14 protein-coding genes are annotated in these 15,067 nt (G+C 71.1%); 8 read left to right on the top strand and 6 right to left on the bottom strand.

The features are described from left to right. Positions 1-20: 20 nt before the first annotated feature. Positions 21-1,094: an ABC transporter permease gene (locus ABD285_RS15660; protein WP_284254705.1), complete on the top strand. Its 1,074-nt coding sequence runs from the start codon at positions 21-23 to the stop codon at positions 1,092-1,094. Here the strand turns inward: ABD285_RS15660 and ABD285_RS15655 are convergent. Together ABD285_RS15655 and ABD285_RS15650 are read right to left on the bottom strand one after the other, a co-directional pair. Beyond that, the gene (locus ABD285_RS15655; protein WP_284254706.1) at positions 1,091-1,921 is read right to left on the bottom strand and encodes a phosphoenolpyruvate hydrolase family protein; all 831 of its coding nucleotides are present in this window, start codon (positions 1,919-1,921) and stop codon (positions 1,091-1,093) included. The two genes, ABD285_RS15660 and ABD285_RS15655, sit on opposite strands and share 4 nt — an antisense overlap. A 34-nt stretch (positions 1,922-1,955) precedes the next feature. Next, the gene (locus tag ABD285_RS15650; RefSeq protein WP_284254707.1) at positions 1,956-3,176 is read right to left on the bottom strand and encodes a Tm-1-like ATP-binding domain-containing protein; all 1,221 of its coding nucleotides are present in this window, start codon (positions 3,174-3,176) and stop codon (positions 1,956-1,958) included. 63 nt (positions 3,177-3,239) lie between these two features. Between ABD285_RS15650 and ABD285_RS15645 the strand changes: the two genes are divergently transcribed. From ABD285_RS15645 to ABD285_RS15615, 7 genes are all read left to right on the top strand, one after another. Beyond that, complete coding sequence (locus tag ABD285_RS15645; RefSeq protein WP_344203398.1) at positions 3,240-4,688, top strand: aminotransferase-like domain-containing protein; 1,449 nt, start codon at positions 3,240-3,242, stop codon at positions 4,686-4,688. Between the two features lie 168 nt (positions 4,689-4,856). Beyond that, the gene (locus ABD285_RS15640) at positions 4,857-5,237 is read left to right on the top strand and encodes a cupin domain-containing protein (protein ID WP_284254709.1); all 381 of its coding nucleotides are present in this window, start codon (positions 4,857-4,859) and stop codon (positions 5,235-5,237) included. After that, positions 5,234-6,250 carry a Gfo/Idh/MocA family protein gene (locus ABD285_RS15635; RefSeq protein ID WP_344203396.1) on the top strand — a complete coding sequence of 339 codons (1,017 nt, stop codon included), beginning with the start codon at positions 5,234-5,236 and terminating at the stop codon, positions 6,248-6,250. Before ABD285_RS15640 ends, ABD285_RS15635 begins: the two co-directional genes overlap by 4 nt. After that, positions 6,247-7,023 carry a sugar phosphate isomerase/epimerase family protein gene (locus ABD285_RS15630; protein WP_284254711.1) on the top strand — a complete coding sequence of 259 codons (777 nt, stop codon included), beginning with the start codon at positions 6,247-6,249 and terminating at the stop codon, positions 7,021-7,023. The genes ABD285_RS15635 and ABD285_RS15630 overlap by 4 nt, the downstream gene beginning before the upstream one ends. A gap of 58 nt (positions 7,024-7,081) precedes the next feature. After that, the gene (locus ABD285_RS15625; RefSeq protein WP_284254712.1) at positions 7,082-8,338 is read left to right on the top strand and encodes an ABC transporter substrate-binding protein; all 1,257 of its coding nucleotides are present in this window, start codon (positions 7,082-7,084) and stop codon (positions 8,336-8,338) included. A gap of 19 nt (positions 8,339-8,357) precedes the next feature. Beyond that, complete coding sequence (locus ABD285_RS15620) at positions 8,358-9,293, top strand: carbohydrate ABC transporter permease (protein ID WP_284254713.1); 936 nt, start codon at positions 8,358-8,360, stop codon at positions 9,291-9,293. Then, a complete protein-coding gene (locus tag ABD285_RS15615) occupies positions 9,293-10,120 on the top strand; it encodes a carbohydrate ABC transporter permease (protein ID WP_284255710.1) in 828 nt (275 codons plus the stop codon). Before ABD285_RS15620 ends, ABD285_RS15615 begins: the two co-directional genes overlap by 1 nt. A gap of 5 nt (positions 10,121-10,125) precedes the next feature. Here the strand turns inward: ABD285_RS15615 and ABD285_RS15610 are convergent, their stop codons facing one another. The 4 genes from ABD285_RS15610 to hrpA all read right to left on the bottom strand — a co-directional run bounded on the left by ABD285_RS15610 (position 10,126) and on the right by hrpA (position 15,046). Then, complete coding sequence (locus ABD285_RS15610) at positions 10,126-10,380, bottom strand: Txe/YoeB family addiction module toxin (RefSeq protein ID WP_284254714.1); 255 nt, start codon at positions 10,378-10,380, stop codon at positions 10,126-10,128. Next, a complete protein-coding gene (locus ABD285_RS15605) occupies positions 10,377-10,628 on the bottom strand; it encodes a type II toxin-antitoxin system Phd/YefM family antitoxin (protein WP_284254715.1) in 252 nt (83 codons plus the stop codon). The genes ABD285_RS15610 and ABD285_RS15605 overlap by 4 nt, the downstream gene beginning before the upstream one ends. Positions 10,629-10,645: 17 nt before the next feature. Continuing rightward, positions 10,646-11,122: a hypothetical protein gene (locus ABD285_RS15600; RefSeq protein ID WP_284254716.1), complete on the bottom strand. Its 477-nt coding sequence runs from the start codon at positions 11,120-11,122 to the stop codon at positions 10,646-10,648. A 114-nt stretch (positions 11,123-11,236) separates the two neighbouring features. Continuing rightward, positions 11,237-15,046 (bottom strand): ATP-dependent RNA helicase HrpA, encoded by a 3,810-nt coding sequence (gene hrpA, locus ABD285_RS15595; protein ID WP_344203392.1) that lies wholly within the window; start codon positions 15,044-15,046, stop codon positions 11,237-11,239. Between the last annotated feature and the right edge of the window lie 21 nt (positions 15,047-15,067).

Raw genomic sequence — 15,067 nt, 5'->3', positions numbered from 1 at the left:
TTAATAGATCGGAGCCCCTCATGCCGACATCGGCACCCGAGCCGCATTCGCCGTGGCGTCGCGCCATCGGGATCGGCGTCGCCCTGGCCGCCCTCGTCACGATCGTCGTCCTGGCCTTCGCATGGCCGAGCGTCACGTCGGCTCCGAAGGGCGTCCCGATCGCCGTGGCGGGCCCGGATGCCGCGGTGGGCCGGTTCGAGACCGCCCTGCGTCAGCAGGCGGGTGATGCGTTCGACGTCCATCCGGTCGCCGGTCGCACCGCTGCCGTGCGGGCGATCGAGCGCCGCGCGGACTACGGCGCCATCCTCCTCGGCGACCGCCCCGCCGTGCTCACCTCATCCGCCGCGTCGCCGATCGTCGCCCAGCAGCTGGCGGCGATCGCACCCGTGCTGCAGGCGCAGCTGCAGAAGGCCGTCGCCGCGCAGCTGCCGGCGGGAGCTCCAGTACCGGCCATCAGCGTCGAGGTCGCCGATGTGGTGCCGCTCGCCGAGGCCGACGCGCGCGGCACGGGGCTCATCGCGGCGGCGCTGCCGCTCGTGATCGGCGGACTGATCGGCGGTGTCGCCCTCACGATCGCGCTCGTCGGTTCGGTCCGTCGGCTCGCCGCCCTCGCCGTCTACGCGGTCGTGGGAGGCATCGCGCTCACGAGCGTGCTGCAGGGATGGTTCGGCGTGCTGCAGGGGTCCTTCCCGCTCAACGCGAGCATCTTCACCCTGGCTCTCCTGGGGATCGGTGCGCCCATCATCGGGTTCGCCGCGCTCGTCGGCCGGATCGGCGTCGCGATCGGCCCCGCGACCTTCCTCCTGATCGCCAATCCGATCTCGGCGGCGGCGCAGCCGCTCGAGTTCCTCCCGGCCCCGTGGGGAGCGGTCGGCCAGTGGTTCCCGCCGGGCGCGGCCGCGACGCTGCTGCGCGACGCCTCGTACTTCCCGCACGCGGACACGACGTTCCCCTGGCTCGTGCTCGCAGGATGGGCGGCGGCCGGTGCGCTGCTCGGGCTGGTCGGGCACTTCCGGCAGACGGGCGGCGCGACCGCGGAGGCGATCCACGAGGCGGAGCGGGCGGAGGTCTCCGAGCCGGCGGTGGCCGCCTAGAAGGTCATCCGGGTGAAGCTGCGCACCGTCTCGGTGAGCGCCCGCTCGGTGGGCAGCCGCTCCATCGAGGACGCGCCGTAGAAGCCGTGCAGGCCGGTCGCATTCGCGAGCACGTACTGCGCGTCGGACGGTTCGGCGACCGGACCGCCGTGCACGAGCACGACGACGTCGTCGCGGACCGCCTTCGCGGCGGCCGCCCACTCGCTGGCCAGCGCGACGCAGTCGTCGAGGGTCTTGGCGGTCTCCGCGCCGATGCTGCCGCCGGTGGTCAGTCCCATGTGGCACACCACGATGTCGGCACCGGCCCGCGTCATCGCCTCGGCGTCCTCGACCGAGAACACGTAGGGCGTGGTCAGCAGGTCGTGGTCGTGGGCACGACGCACGATGTCGACCTCGAGCTGGTAGCTCATGCCGGTCTCCTCGAGGTTGGCGCGGAAGACGCCGTCGATGAGACCCACCGTGGGGAAGTTCTGGATGCCGGAGAAGCCGAGCTCCTTCAGCTGCTTCAGGAAGTGGTCGGGGTTCAGGAACGGATCGGTTCCGTTGACGCCGGCGAGCACGGGCGTGTGCTTCGGCACCGGGAGCACCTCGCGCCCCATCTCGACCACGAGATCGTTGGCGTTGCCGTACGCCAGGAGGCCGGAGAGCGAACCGCGGCCGGCCATCCGGAACCGGCCCGAGTTGTAGATCACGATGAGGTCGGCGCCGCCGTCCTCCTCGCATTTCGCCGAGAGACCGGTGCCGGCCCCGGCGCCGACGATCGGTCGGCGCTCGGCGATCTTGCGGGTGAAGCGGGCGAGCAGCTCGGCTCGCGGGATGAACGGCATGGGTGAGTCCTGGGTGTCGTGGGGCGGGCGGGGTTCAGTGGGCGGCGGCGATCGCGGCGTGCAGGGTGTCGACCATCGCGTCGGCGAAGGCCGGGTCGTTGACGTCGAGCTCGAGCTCGACGAGGGGGATGCTCGATCCGGCGAGGCCCTCTCGGATGGCGCCGAACAACCGCTCGTCGGCCTCGGCGTCGAAGAACGGGCCGCCCTCCACCGCGATGGCGGAGACGCCGCGCACGGGGAGGAAGACCGTGGTCGGCCCGGTCGCGGCGGCGGCCTTGCGGGCGACCTCGGCGCCGAGCTGCGCGCACTCGTCGGGCGTCGTGCGCATGAGCGTCACGCTCGAGTTGTGCTCGTACAGGGTGCGCCCGCGGAACTGCGGGGGCACCGTGTCCATCGGCCCGAAGTTGACCATGTCGAGCGCGCCGACCGAGATCACCTGCGGTGTGCCCGTCGCGCCGGCGGCGGTGAGGCGGTCCTCGCCCGCGTCGAAGACGCCGCCGACGAGGTGGTCGGCGAGCTCGGTGGTGGTGACGTCGAGCACGCCGGCGAAGAAGCCCTGCCGGCACAGCGACTCGAGCGAACGGCCGCCGGAGCCGGTCATGTGGAAGACGAGCACCTCGTAGCCGAGCGCCTCGAGCCGTGCCCGGGCGCGCGTCACGCACGGGGTGGTCACGCCGAACATCGAGGCCGCCACCATGGGCTTGCCGCCGGACTCCTGCGGTGCCGGAGCGCCGACCATGCCCGCCATGGCCGCGGCGGCATTGGCGAGGATGCGGATCGAGATGCGGTTCAGCCCCGCGATGTCGACGATGCTCGGCACGAGGATGAGGTCGGTCTCCTCGATGTACATCTCGGTGTTGCCGGATGCCGCGGTCGAGACGATCAGCTTGGGGAACCCGAGCGGGAGCGGACGGAACGCGGTCGCGGCGAGCGATGTGCCCCCGGTGCCGCCGAGCGCCATGGCGCCCTGGATCTCGCCCCGCTCCTGCAGGTCGGCGACGACCCGCGTCGCTCCGGCCGCCATGATCGCCATCGCGGCACCGCGGTCGCCGGCGCGCACGAGGGCCTCGATGTCGCCTCCACCGGCGGCGGCGACGCGGTCCCGTGCGATGTCCGGGGTGAACCCGGGCTCGCCGAGCACGCCGGTGTCGACGACGAGCGTGTCGACCCCGGCATCCCGCAGCCGATCGCGCACGAAGGCGTACTCGTCCGACTTGGTGTCGAGCGCCCCGACCAGGGCCACCGTGTGCGGCATCGGGGGACCGTCCCTTCCGCGCCCCGGTTGACCGCGACGCTGCGTCGCTCACATGATGTGCGGATGACGTTGGAGAGGGCGAGTGCCAATTCGTTCCGATTGGCTGCGATCGGCGCGAGCCGGCTCGTGCGTCTGCTCGGGGACTGGGCCCGCGGCGACGGCCCGTTGCACGAGCAGCTCGCCGACCAGATGCGGCATCTGATCCGCACCGGGGCCATGACCTCGGGCACCCGACTGCCCTCCGAGCGATCGCTGGGGCTCGCCCTGAACCTCAGTCGCAACACCGTGACGAAGTCGCTGGACCTGCTGCGCGGCGAGGGGCTGCTCTCGAGCCGGCAGGGCGACGGCACCTACGTGACCGTGAGCCGACGGCACAGCGGGCCGGTCCGCGGCGACGACCGGTTGCGCTCCTTCGTGGCGGAGGATCCGGTGCAGCTGGACCGGATCGACCTGCGCAGCGCTGCGATGCCGGGGCTGGCCATGGTCGCCGACGAGGTCAACCTGCTCGACGGCTCGCGCATGCGCGAGCTCGTCGCGAGCCACGGCTACATCCCCTCGGGCCTGCCCGAGCTGCGCGAGGCGATCGCCGCGTACTACCGGGGTCTCGGGCTGCCCACCGGGCCGGAGCACATCCTGGTGTGCTCCGGGGCGCAGCAGGCGCTGCGGCTCGTCGCGTCGTCGTTCATCACCCCCGGGGCGACGGTGCTGATCGAGGAGCCGTCGTTCCGCGGCGCCATCGAGTCGCTCCAGGCTCTCGGCGCGCGACTCGTGGGCGTGTCCTCGGGCGGCGACGGCATCGACGTCGACGAGCTCGCGGCGGCCGTCGCGGCCCGCAAGCCCGCGCTCATCGTGCTGCAGTCGACGGTGCACAACCCGACCGGGTCCGTCCTCGACCGGTTCCACCGCAGCAGGATCACGGCCATCGCGGAACGCTCGGGCGTGCCGGTCATCGACGACGCGACCCTCTCCGACACCATCATCGATGGCGAGCGCCGGCCGATTCCGCTCGCCGCGGGAAGCGACCTGGTGCTGACCGTCGGGTCGATGAGCAAGTCGTTCTGGGGCGGGCTGCGGCTGGGCTGGGTGCGCGCGCAGCCCGAGACGATCGACGAGCTCATCGCGGTCAAGGGCGGCGAGGACCTCGGCACGTCGGTGCTCGCGCAACTGCTCGCCGCGCAGCTGCTGCCGCAGATCGAGCGGGCTCGCGACGAGCGGTTCCGCACGCTGACCGAGGGGCGCCGACTCGCGCTCGAGCAACTGGCCGAGCAACTGCCGGACTGGACGCCGCAGGTGCCGGCCGGCGGGGGATCCCTCTGGATCCGGCTCCCCGGTCCGGGTGCCACGGCGTTCGCGCAGCGCGCGGAGCGCGTCGGCGTGCAGATCCTCCCGGGTCCCACCTTCTCGGCGGAGGACCGGCTCGACGACCACGTGCGGCTCTCCTACGCCGCCGATCAGGGGGCCGTCGCGCGCGGCATCGACCTGCTCGCGCAGGTGTGGAGCGAGTTCGGCTGACCCGCGGTCGTGACCGCTGCTCAGCGAGCGGGTGCCACCTGACCGGAATTGGCCCTCTCCCTGTCCTCGCGCTCCCTTCAGGATGTTCGGGTGGCGACTGCTGATCGCCACCCGACAGCGGGGTCGGCACGCGCCGGCCCGACCGATCCAGCGAGAGGCGCGTTCCCCATGCCCGACACCCCCATCTCCCGCGGCCGCGGCGGCCTCACCCGCGCGAGCGAGGTCGTCGTCGAGCCGCAGTCCTGGGGCCGGCTCGAGTGGGCCGTCTCCGATGCCATCGGCAACTCCGACACGATGACGGTCGGCACCTGCTTCATCGACCCGGGCCAGCAGAACCCGGTGCACCACCACCCGAACTGCGACGAGGTGCTGCGGGTCGTGCGCGGCACGATCCGGCACCGGGTCGACGACGAGTACGTGCAGATGGGGCCGGGAGACACGATCTCGATCCCGCAGGGCGCGGTGCACAACGCCGAGAACATCGGCGACGAGGTCGCCGAGCTCGCCATCTGCTATCCGAACGCGAAGCGGCAGGTGGTCGGCGAATGAGCCGTCATCGTGTCGCCATCGTCGGCTGCGGCAACGTCAGCGACATGCACTTCCGCGGCTACCTCGATCGGCCGGACCGCGTCGAGATCGTCGCGGCGGTCGACCCGGACCCGGCGCGCCGCGCCTGGGCGGCCGAGAACTTCGGCGTGACCGACACCTACGCGAGCATCGGTGAGCTGCTGGCCGGTGCCGACTTCGAGGTCGCGTCGGTGTGCACCCCCAGCACGGTGCGGCTGGAGGCCGTGCGGGAGCTCGCCGAGGGCGGCAAGCACCTGCTGGTCGAGAAGCCGATGGCCGACGACATGACGGAGGCGCGGGAGATCGTCCGCACCGCCGGGGACGCCGGCGTGCTGCTGGCCGTCGACCAGAACTTCCGCGACCACTACGCCTTCGGGCTCGCCCGCGACGCGATCGCCGCCGGACGCATCGGCCGGGTGCTCGGCATCGACCAGAGCGAGCTCATGTGGCGCGAGGTCGTCGGCTGGCGCGCCGAGGCGCGGCACCACGCGCTCGCGGTCATGGGGGTGCACTGGTTCGACGGGTTCCGCTACCTCATCGACGCCCAGCCGGACGCCGCGGACCGCCGCGACGCCGACTGGATCGTCGCGCGCACCTTCACCCACCCGGCGATGCACACCGCGGGGGAGACCGACGCCTTCATCCAGGTGCACTTCGGCGGCATCCCGGTGAACTACACGCAGAGCTTCGCCTCCCGGGTGAACCGCGTCGAGACGATCGTGCTGGGCGAGACCGGCACGCTGCGACTCACCTACGACGCCCTGGAGGTCCACACCGCCGACGGCGTGGAGACCACCTCGAACCCGTGCGCCGGCGACGGCAAGCCGATCTCGGCCTACCGCAGTCTGGAGCGCCTGCTCGACGCCCTCGACAGCGGCACGCAGCCCGGCAACTCGGGTGAGGACAACCTCAAGACGCTCTCCCTCCTGTTCGCTGCCTACGAGTCGGCGCGGACCGAGCAGCCGGTCGCACTCGAGAACGGGCTCCTGCCGTGAGCGCCGGCAACCGGATCGCCTTCAGCAAGCCCACCCGCACCGACGCCGACACCGAGGCCCTGCTCGGCGGATTCCGCGCGGCCGGTTACGACGGCCTGCAGCTCAAGATGAACCAGTTCACGCCGTGGCTTGATGACGCCGGCGCCTTCCGAGCGCGCTACCCGGAGCCCGGCGTCGCCTCGGCCGTGATCTTCTTCGACGTGCCGGATGCCGCCGGCGAGGAACGCCTCGCGCGGGTCATCGAGTTCGCCGGCGCGGTCGGGTCCGAACGCGTCGTCTACTGCCAGAACCGCACCCACGAGGGCGTGGACCGCGCGCTGCTCGAGGCATACGCGACGAGCCTCTCGGGGCACGGCCGCCGCGCCCGCGAGCTGGGCGTCGCGCTCTCGTTGCACCACCATTTCGACCAGCCCGTCATGACCCCGGATGACGTGCGCGCGTTCTTCGGCGCGGTGCAGACGGCCGACGGGTCGCCGCTCGTGGGGCTCACGGTCGACACGGCGCACCTGGCCAAGTCGGGCGTCGAGGACATCCCGGGCTTCATCGCTGAGTTCGCGGGCGTCATCGACAACATCCACCTGAAGGACTACGCCGACGGCCAGTGGCGGCTGTTCGGCCAGGGCGACCTCGATCTCGTCGGCATCCTGAGCGCCCTGCGCGACGTGGGCTATCCGGGCTGGATCTGCGTCGACGAGGAGTCATCGGCGTCGCTCGAGGACGGCCTGCGCGTGTCCCGCGACTGGCTGGACTCCCACCCACCCGCACGTACCTGACGTCCCGGCTCCGGCCGGGCCCCGCACCACTCGCATTCAACGACGAAGGAGAGAACAGATGTCCGCATCACGACACGGCCGCATGCGGTCGCGGCTCGCGGCGCTGGCGGTGGCGGCCGTCGCCGTCACCGGCCTCGCAGCCTGCGCACCCGGCGGCGGCGGCGCCGCGAAGCCGAGCCACTCGGACGGTCCTGTCAAGCTCACCTGGTGGGACTACTACCAGCCGGGCACCACGGCCAGCGACGGGCTGGACACGATGATCAAGAAGTACGAGAAGTCGCACCCGAACGTCACCGTCGACCGGCAGTACGTCGCCTACGACCAGCTCAAGCAGACGCTCCTGCAGTCGGCGGGCGCCGCCTCGGTGCCCGACATCGTGATCATCAACAGCCCGGACCACCAGCAGTTCGCCGAGACCGGCATCGCGGCCGACCTCACGAAGCAGCTCAAGGACTGGGGCCAGCTCTCCAAGTACCCCAAGGGCCTCATCGCGTCGGCGACCTACAAGGGCAAGGTCTACGGCCTGCCGATCACGGCGAACTGCCTCGCCCTGTTCTACGACAAGAAGGCGCTCGCCGACGCGGGCCTGAAGCCCCCGACCACCTGGGACGAGCTGAAGGAGGACGCCCTCAAGCTCAAGTCGGGCAGCCGGTACGGCCTCTCGTTCTCGGCCATCAACAACCAGCAGGCGGTGTTCCAGTGGCTGCCGACGCTGTGGCAGGCCGGCGGCGACCTGAACAAGCTCACCTCGCCCGACTCGGTGCGTGCCCTCGACTTCTGGGCCGGCCTCGTCAAGGACGGCAGCGTCTCCAAGGAGGCGCTCAACTGGGACCAGACCGCCGCCGAGGTGGAGTTCGCTCAGGGCCGCGCCGCGATGATGATCAACGGACCGTGGCAGATCCCGACGCTCGCGAAGGACGCGCCGAACCTCGACTACGGGGTGGCGCTCCTGCCGAAGGACAAGGAGTCGGCGTCGGCGCTCGGTGGCGAGAACTACCTCATCACCGATGGGCCCAACGAGCAGGCCTCGTGGGATCTCGTGAAGTGGCTGCAGCAGCCGGCGAACCTCGAGTACCTCGCGAAGCAGAACGGCAGCCTGCCGACCCGCTCCGACACCCAGCCCTTCAGCGACTCGGATGCGATCAAGACGTTCACGAAGCAGCTGCAGGTCGCGCGACCGCGGGCCTACGGCTCGAACTACGCCGAGATCGCCGACGCGGTGGTGATCGCCATCCAGTCGACCATCTCGGGCTCGGCGACGGCGAAGGACGCTCTCGACAAGGCGGCCGCGACGGTCAAGCCGCTCCTGCCCTGATCCGGAGATCAGCCACCGTATGACCGCCATCGCCCAGACCCGGCCGACCGTCCCTCGCGGGACGGCCGGCCGGCGCCTGGCGCGCCGCTCGGCGCGCTACCTCTTCGTCGCACCGGCGCTGTTCTACCTGCTGCTGCTGATGTTCTATCCGCTGGCGTACACGTTCAACCTCAGCGTGTTCGACGTGAACGCGGGCAACTTCCTCCGGGGTGGGGCCGCGTTCGTCGGCCTCCAGAACTACCTCGACTTCATCTCGTCGCCCGACTTCCTCAGCTCGCTCGCCATCACGCTGATCTTCACCGTCGGGTCGCTCGTCTTCCAGCACGTCATCGGATTCTGCTTCGCGCTGTTCTTCAACACGGGCTTCCCGCTGTCGGGCCTGCTGCGCGCGATCATGATGGTCGTCTGGGTCCTGCCGGCCGTCGTGTCGGCGAGCCTGTGGCGGTGGATGTACGCCGGCAGCTACGGCGTCATCAACGCCTTCCTGGGGCTGTTCGGCATCCACACCACCCAGGCCTGGCTCACCGACCCGTCGACCGCCCTGCCAGCCGTGATCATCTCGAACATCTGGATCGGCATCCCGTTCCACATGATGCTCGTGTTCGCCGGTCTGCAGACGATCCCGACGACGCTCTACGAGGCCGCGGCGATCGACGGCGCGAGCGCCTGGCGCCGGTTCTGGAGCATCACCGCCCCGCTCATGCGGCCGGTGATCCTCACGGCGTTGCTGCTGGGCTTCGTGCACACGTTCAAGGTGTTCGACATCATCTACGTGATGACGTCGGGCGGGCCCGCCAACGCCACCAACGTGCTGTCCATCGCGGTCTACAAGCTCTCGTTCGAGTACTTCCGTCTCGGCGACGGGGCGGCGGCGGCGAACGTGCTGCTCGTCATCCCGCTGCTGCTCTCGATCGTCTACCTGTTCTTCCGGCGCCGTGAGGAGACTTCGCTGTGATGCTGCATCGCCGCCGCTGGGTTCTGACGATCATCGGCGTCGTCCTGGTCGCGATCTACATCTTCCCGCTGTACTGGATGGTCACGACCTCGATCAAGCCGCAGTCGCAGCTCTTCACCTCGCCGCCGACCTGGTTCCCGACGTCGTTCGACTTCGGCAACTACGTGACGGCGGTCTTCGGCAACGCCCAGATGCTGCGGGCGCTCAGCAACAGCTTCATCGTGTCGATCGGCACGACACTCGTGACGCTCGTCATCGCCGCGCCCGCCGCGTACGGCTTCGCGCGGCTGAAGCTGCGATGGACGAGCCTGCTGCTGCTGCCGTTCCTGCTCGCGCAGCTGCTGCCGACGATCAACCTCGCGCTGCCGATGTTCGCCCTGTTCGCTCAGGCGGGGCTCACGAACTCGCCCTGGGGCCTGATCCTCGGCGACACCGTCATCGCGCTGCCGTTCGCCGTCATCGTGCTGCGGCCGTTCTACCTCGGGATCCCGCGAGAGCTCGAGGAGGCGGCGGAGGTCGACGGCTGCAACCGCTGGCAGGCGTTCTGGCGGATCGTGCTGCCGGTGGTGCGGCCGGGGCTCGTGACCGTCATGGCCTTCACCTTCGTCATGACCTGGGGCGAGTTCACGCTCGGCATCACGCTGAACCCGCGGCAGGAGGCGCAGCCGGTGACGGTCGCGCTCAACTCGTTCATCGGGCAGTACGGCACGCAGTGGGGGCCGCTCATGGCGGCGTCGACCGTGGTCGCGATCCCGATCGTCGTGCTGTTCATCGTCTTCCAGCGCTTCATCACGGCGGGGTTGGCGGCGGGGTCGGTCAAGGACTGACGCCCTCAGTAGTGGTATCGGCAGGCCGCGATCCGGATCTCGTCGCGCTCGATCCGGTAGACCAGGCGATGCTCGTCGGTGATGCGTCGCGACCAGTAGCCGCGGAACCCGTGCTTCAGGGGCTCGGGCTTGCCGATCCCCTCGTGACCGGTGCGCTCGATGTCGCGCAGCAGCGCGTTGATGCGTCGCACGATGGCGCGATCGGCGCCCTGCCAGAAGACGTAGTCGGACCAGGCATCCTCATCCCAGACGAGCCTCACTCGACGAGGTCGTGCTCGAGCCCGTCGCCGTGCTCGAGCCGTTCGATGGATCGCAGCAGCCGCGCGGCGTTGCGGGGGCTTCGGAGCAGATACGCCGTCTCCTTGAGCGACTCGTAGTCGGCGAGGCTGACGATCACGACCGGGTCGTGTCCGGCACGGGTGACCACGACCTCCTCGCGATCGTTGACCACCGCGTCGAGCGTGGCGGCGTAGTTCGCGCGCGACTCGGAGAACGAGATCGTCTTCATTCCAGGATTGTACTTGATCATGTACATCCACCCCGGTTCTGGCAGGCGATGCACCGGCACTCGAGGAAGGGATGCGGACCGCGCACCACGAGAGTCCGCGGCACGTGGTCGGCGAGCGGATAGTCGGTGAACCGATAGACGGGGCCGGTGGTCGCCCACCGCTCGCTGTCGTAGCCCATGTAACCCAGAAGGTCGATCGACCGGCAGCGGAGGATGTCGAGCAACGCCTTCTCCGCGTCCCAATCCAGGTGCTGGAGGAATCCCGTGGCGTCGCTGACGCGGTGTCCGAGCACGGCGAAGCACGCGCCATCCTCCTTCTCGACCAGCGCATCGACCCGGGCGAGGATCCCTTCGTCGAGGACCCCGTCGTAGTCCCGTTCCACGATCGACCGGTGAATCGGTCGAAGGTCGGCGTCGAGGGTCACCATCGCCAACTCGGTTCCCGGCTGCGCCGACAACAGCAGGAACAGGTCGTAACCCGACTCGACGATCATGCGGGGACGATAGCGAGGCGAGCGGGTCGCTCCGGATCGCACGCGGGGTGACCGGGACGGCGCAATCACTCTCGACGCCTGTGGAGGACTAGTCCGGGGCCGTATCGACGGGGCTCAGCCGGCGAGTGCCTTGCGGATGCGCTGCACGCTCACCGGACCGCGCGCACCGAGCGGCTGGGCGAACAGCGACAGGCGGAGCTCCTCGAGCATCCACCGCACCTCCACGAGCCGCTGCGGGGTCGCGAGCTCGAGCGGGAGCGGACCGCCCGCGTCGCGATAGAGCGCGAGCGCCTGCTCGGTCTCGCTCTGCCAGACCCGATCGCGCCCCAGGTTCTCCGCCATCCGCTGCACGCGGTGCACGATGCCCGCAAGGTAGACGGGCACGCGCGGCAGCTGCGCGGCACCGGTGATCCGCACGAAGCCGGGGTGGATGAGCGCCTCGAGCTGGGCGCGGGCGTCGCTGAGCGGCGACATGAGCGCCAGACCCGACGCGGCCGAGATCGCCTTGTCGGCGTCGCGCGCCGCGGCGAGCGTCCTGGCGGCGAGGCCGACGAGCGCGAAGGTGCGGTCGATCAGCGCCGCCGACGCCTCCTGCCGGAGCGCCTCGAATCCCGCCGCGTCGAAGGGCGCGCGCTCGCCGGCGACGTCGTCGACGACCGCGAGCACGGCATCCTCGATGAGCGCCGCGACCGACCGGTAGGGGCTCGCGGCCAGGTGCAGCTTCTCGGTCGTCGTGAGGTGCTCCTGCACGTACGAGGCGGGGCTCGGCAGGGTCAGCGCGATGAGGCGGCGTACGCCCGCGCGGTGGGCCACCGCCTGCTCGCCGGCGTTCGCTAGCACCCGCAGCGCGACGTGGTCGCCCTCGCGCGTGGTCTCGACGGTCAGGGCCGGGTAGCCGCGCACCGGGCCGTTCTCCACGACCGCCGGGAGATCGCCGAGGTCCCAGCGCTCGATCCGGTCGCGTTCGAGGGCCGAGCGCGGCGGCGCGACGGCTTTCGCGACCGAGGTGCGAGTGCGATCCGCGAGCCGCGCCTGCAGCTCACCGAGGTCCTTCGAGGCACCCACCCGGCGGCCGCGTTCGTCGACGGCGGCGAAGTTCACCCGCAGGTGCGGGGGAAGGCGCTCGAGGTCGAAGTCCTCGGGCCGCACGACCACGTGCGCCATCGCGCGGGCGGCGTCGGCGAGCGCCTGCGTGAGGGGGATCCCGGGATCGCCGGACAGGGTGGGCAGCAGCCGGCGCGCCCAGTCGCCGGCCGGCACGAGGTCGCGGCGGATCGCCTTGGGCAGCGTGCGCAGGAGGGCGGTGACGAGCTCCTCGCGCAGGGCCGGCACGAGGCGATCGAAGCCCGCCGGACCGACCGCGGGGAGCCGTGCCAGCGGGATCTCGACGGTGATCCCGTCGTCGGCGGCCCCGGGCTCGAACCGGTAGTCGAGGCGGAACCCGCCGAGCTCGTCGGGGTACTCCTCGTCGTGCTCCTGCTCGAGCAGGTCGGCACGGGTCATCGTGAGGAGGTCCGGCTGCTCGGCGCGGGCCGCCTTCCACCAGCGCTCGAAGCGGCGCACATCGGTGACGTCGGCCGGGACGCGGGCGTCGTAGAACTCGACGAGCGCCTCGTCGCCCGACAGGATGTCGCGCCTCCGGGCGCGCTCCTCCAGCTCGCCGAGCTCGGCCCGCAGCGCCCGGTTGTCACGGTCGAAGGCGTAGAGGGCGTTGCGGCGGATGTCGTACGGCCACTCGCCCTCGACGAGGGCGTGCCGGATCAGCAGCTCGCGCGCCCGCTCGGGCTCGATGCGGGCGAGCTGGATGCGGCGCTTCGACACGATCGGCACCCCGAACAGCGTCACCCGCTCGTCGGCGACGGCCGAGCCCTGCCGCTTCTCCCAGCGCGGCTCGGAATAGGTGCGCTCGACGAGGTCGCCCGCGAGGGACTCGGCCCACGCCGGATCGATCGCGGCGACGGTCCGGGCGAACAGGCGGCTGGTCTCGACGAGCTCGCCCGCCATGACGGCGGCCGGCGGCTTCTTCGCGAGGGATGACCCCGGGAAGATCGCGAAGCGCTGCTGGCGGGAGCCGAGGAATTCCGTGGCGCGACCCTTCGTGCGGTCGTCGCGGAGGCCGATGCGCGACAGCAGGCCGCTCAGCAGCGAGCGGTGGACGGCATCCGGGTCGACCTTCGGCGGCCCCGCTTTGAGACCGCTCTGCGACAGGATCTGGCGGTACAGGTCCTGCCACTCGCGCACCCGCAGGTAGTTCAAGAACTCGGCCTTGCACATCCGCCGGAACGCGCTGCTCGAGAGCTCGCGGCGCTGCTCGTCGAGGTGATCCCAGAGCTTCAGGAGCCCGAGGAAGTCGGAGGTCGGGTCGGCGAAGCGGGCGTGCGCCTGGTCCGCCTGCGGGCGCTTCTCGAGCGGCCGCTCGCGCACGTCCTGGATCGAGAGTCCCGCGACGATGGCCGCGACCTCGCGCGCGACGCCGTTGCGCTTGGCCTCGACGAGCATGCGCCCGAACCGCGGGTCCACCGGCAGCCGAGCGAGCTCCCGCCCGACCGCCGTGATGGCCATCGCCTGCGTTCCCTTGCCAAAAGCGCCCACTCCTCGCGCCGCGGAGTGGGCGTTTTTGGCTACGGGGGGCGGGGCCATGGGGGAGGGTGCGACCGCGCCGAGCTCGAGGAGGAGGTCGAGGCCGTCCTGGATGCCGCGCGGGTCGGGCGGGGTGAGGAACGGGAACGACGCGATGTCGCCGAGCCCGAGCGAGATCATCTGCAGGATCACGGCCGCGAGATTGGTGCGCAGGATCTCGGCGTCGGTGTACTCCGGGCGACGCTCGAAGTCCTCCTCGGCGTACAGCCGGATCGCGATGCCCGGCGCCGTGCGACCCGCGCGCCCGGAGCGCTGGTTCGCGCTCGCCTGGCTGATCGCCTCGATCGGCAGCCGTTGCACCTTCGCGCGCGGGCTGTAGCGCGAGATGCGGGCGGTGCCGGCGTCGACGACGTACCGGATGCCGGGCACCGTCAGCGAGGTCTCGGCCACGTTGGTCGCGAGCACGACCCGCGGTCTCGTGCCGCGGGAGAAGACCCGGTGCTGGTCGGCCGCGCTCAGCCGGCCGTAGAGGGGGAGGACCTCCGTTTCCGGAAACCGTCCCGCCACGGCGTCCGCGGCATCCCGGATCTCCTGCTCGCCCGACAAGAACACGAGCACGTCGCCCGGCGCCTCGCGCCTCAGCTCCGCGAGAGCGTCGACGATCCCCTGCTGCACGTCGCGGTCGTCGCTCGCCTCCCCCTCCTCGTCCTCCGACGCCTCCGCGACGAGCGGGCGGTAGCGGATGTCGACGGGGTAGGTGCGCCCGCTCACCTCGACGATCGGAGCGGGGACGCCATCCGGGCCGGCGAAGTGCGCCGCGAAGCTCTGCGGGTCGATCGTCGCGCTCGTGACGATCACCTTGAGGTCGGGCCGCTTCGGCAGCAGCTCGCGCAGGTACCCGAGCAGGAAGTCGATCGTGAGGGACCGCTCGTGCGCCTCGTCGAGGATGATCGTGTCGTAGCGGCGCAGCTCCCGGTCGCGGTTGATCTCGGCCAGCAGCACCCCGTCGGTCATGAGCTTGATGCGGGTGTCGCGCGCCGACCGGTCGTCGAAGCGCACCTGGTACCCGACGACCCCGCCCAGGTCGACCCCGAGCTCCTCGGCGATGCGCTCCGCGATCGAGCGGGCGGCGATCCGGCGCGGCTGGGTGTGCGCGATGCGCTCGCGCCCCAGCTCGAGGCAGATCTTGGGAAGTTGCGTCGTCTTCCCCGACCCGGTGGCACCGGCCACGATGACCACCTGGTTGCCGGCGATGGCGCGCGCCAGCTCGTCCCGAGCGGCGCTGACGGGCAGCTCGGGCGGGTAGGAGATGCGCAGGGGCGCGGTGCCGGACGGCGGGGACATGAGCCCTTCAGGATACGGCGC

It is taken from the genome of Pseudolysinimonas kribbensis (assembly GCF_039531715.1).
Classification (GTDB): Bacteria; Actinomycetota; Actinomycetes; order Actinomycetales; family Microbacteriaceae; genus Pseudolysinimonas; species Pseudolysinimonas kribbensis.
The sequence above is the reverse complement of the archived record's forward strand: the minus strand, read 5'-3'. Positions and strand labels throughout refer to the sequence as shown.

What these genes read in the sequence shown, in the direction of transcription:
- ABD285_RS15660 (WP_284254705.1), top strand. Translation starts at nt 21, where the DNA reads ATGCCGACATCGGCACCCGAGCCGCATTCGCCGTGGCGTCGCGCCATC.
- ABD285_RS15655 (WP_284254706.1), bottom strand. Translation starts at nt 1,921, where the DNA reads ATGCCGTTCATCCCGCGAGCCGAGCTGCTCGCCCGCTTCACCCGCAAG.
- ABD285_RS15650 (WP_284254707.1), bottom strand. Translation starts at nt 3,176, where the DNA reads ATGCCGCACACGGTGGCCCTGGTCGGGGCGCTCGACACCAAGTCGGAC.
- ABD285_RS15645 (WP_344203398.1), top strand. Translation starts at nt 3,240, where the DNA reads ATGACGTTGGAGAGGGCGAGTGCCAATTCGTTCCGATTGGCTGCGATC.
- ABD285_RS15640 (WP_284254709.1), top strand. Translation starts at nt 4,857, where the DNA reads ATGCCCGACACCCCCATCTCCCGCGGCCGCGGCGGCCTCACCCGCGCG.
- ABD285_RS15635 (WP_344203396.1), top strand. Translation starts at nt 5,234, where the DNA reads ATGAGCCGTCATCGTGTCGCCATCGTCGGCTGCGGCAACGTCAGCGAC.
- ABD285_RS15625 (WP_284254712.1), top strand. Translation starts at nt 7,082, where the DNA reads ATGTCCGCATCACGACACGGCCGCATGCGGTCGCGGCTCGCGGCGCTG.
- ABD285_RS15620 (WP_284254713.1), top strand. Translation starts at nt 8,358, where the DNA reads ATGACCGCCATCGCCCAGACCCGGCCGACCGTCCCTCGCGGGACGGCC.
- ABD285_RS15615 (WP_284255710.1), top strand. Translation starts at nt 9,293, where the DNA reads ATGCTGCATCGCCGCCGCTGGGTTCTGACGATCATCGGCGTCGTCCTG.
- ABD285_RS15605 (WP_284254715.1), bottom strand. Translation starts at nt 10,628, where the DNA reads ATGAAGACGATCTCGTTCTCCGAGTCGCGCGCGAACTACGCCGCCACG.
- ABD285_RS15600 (WP_284254716.1), bottom strand. Translation starts at nt 11,122, where the DNA reads ATGATCGTCGAGTCGGGTTACGACCTGTTCCTGCTGTTGTCGGCGCAG.
- hrpA (WP_344203392.1), bottom strand. Translation starts at nt 15,046, where the DNA reads ATGTCCCCGCCGTCCGGCACCGCGCCCCTGCGCATCTCCTACCCGCCC.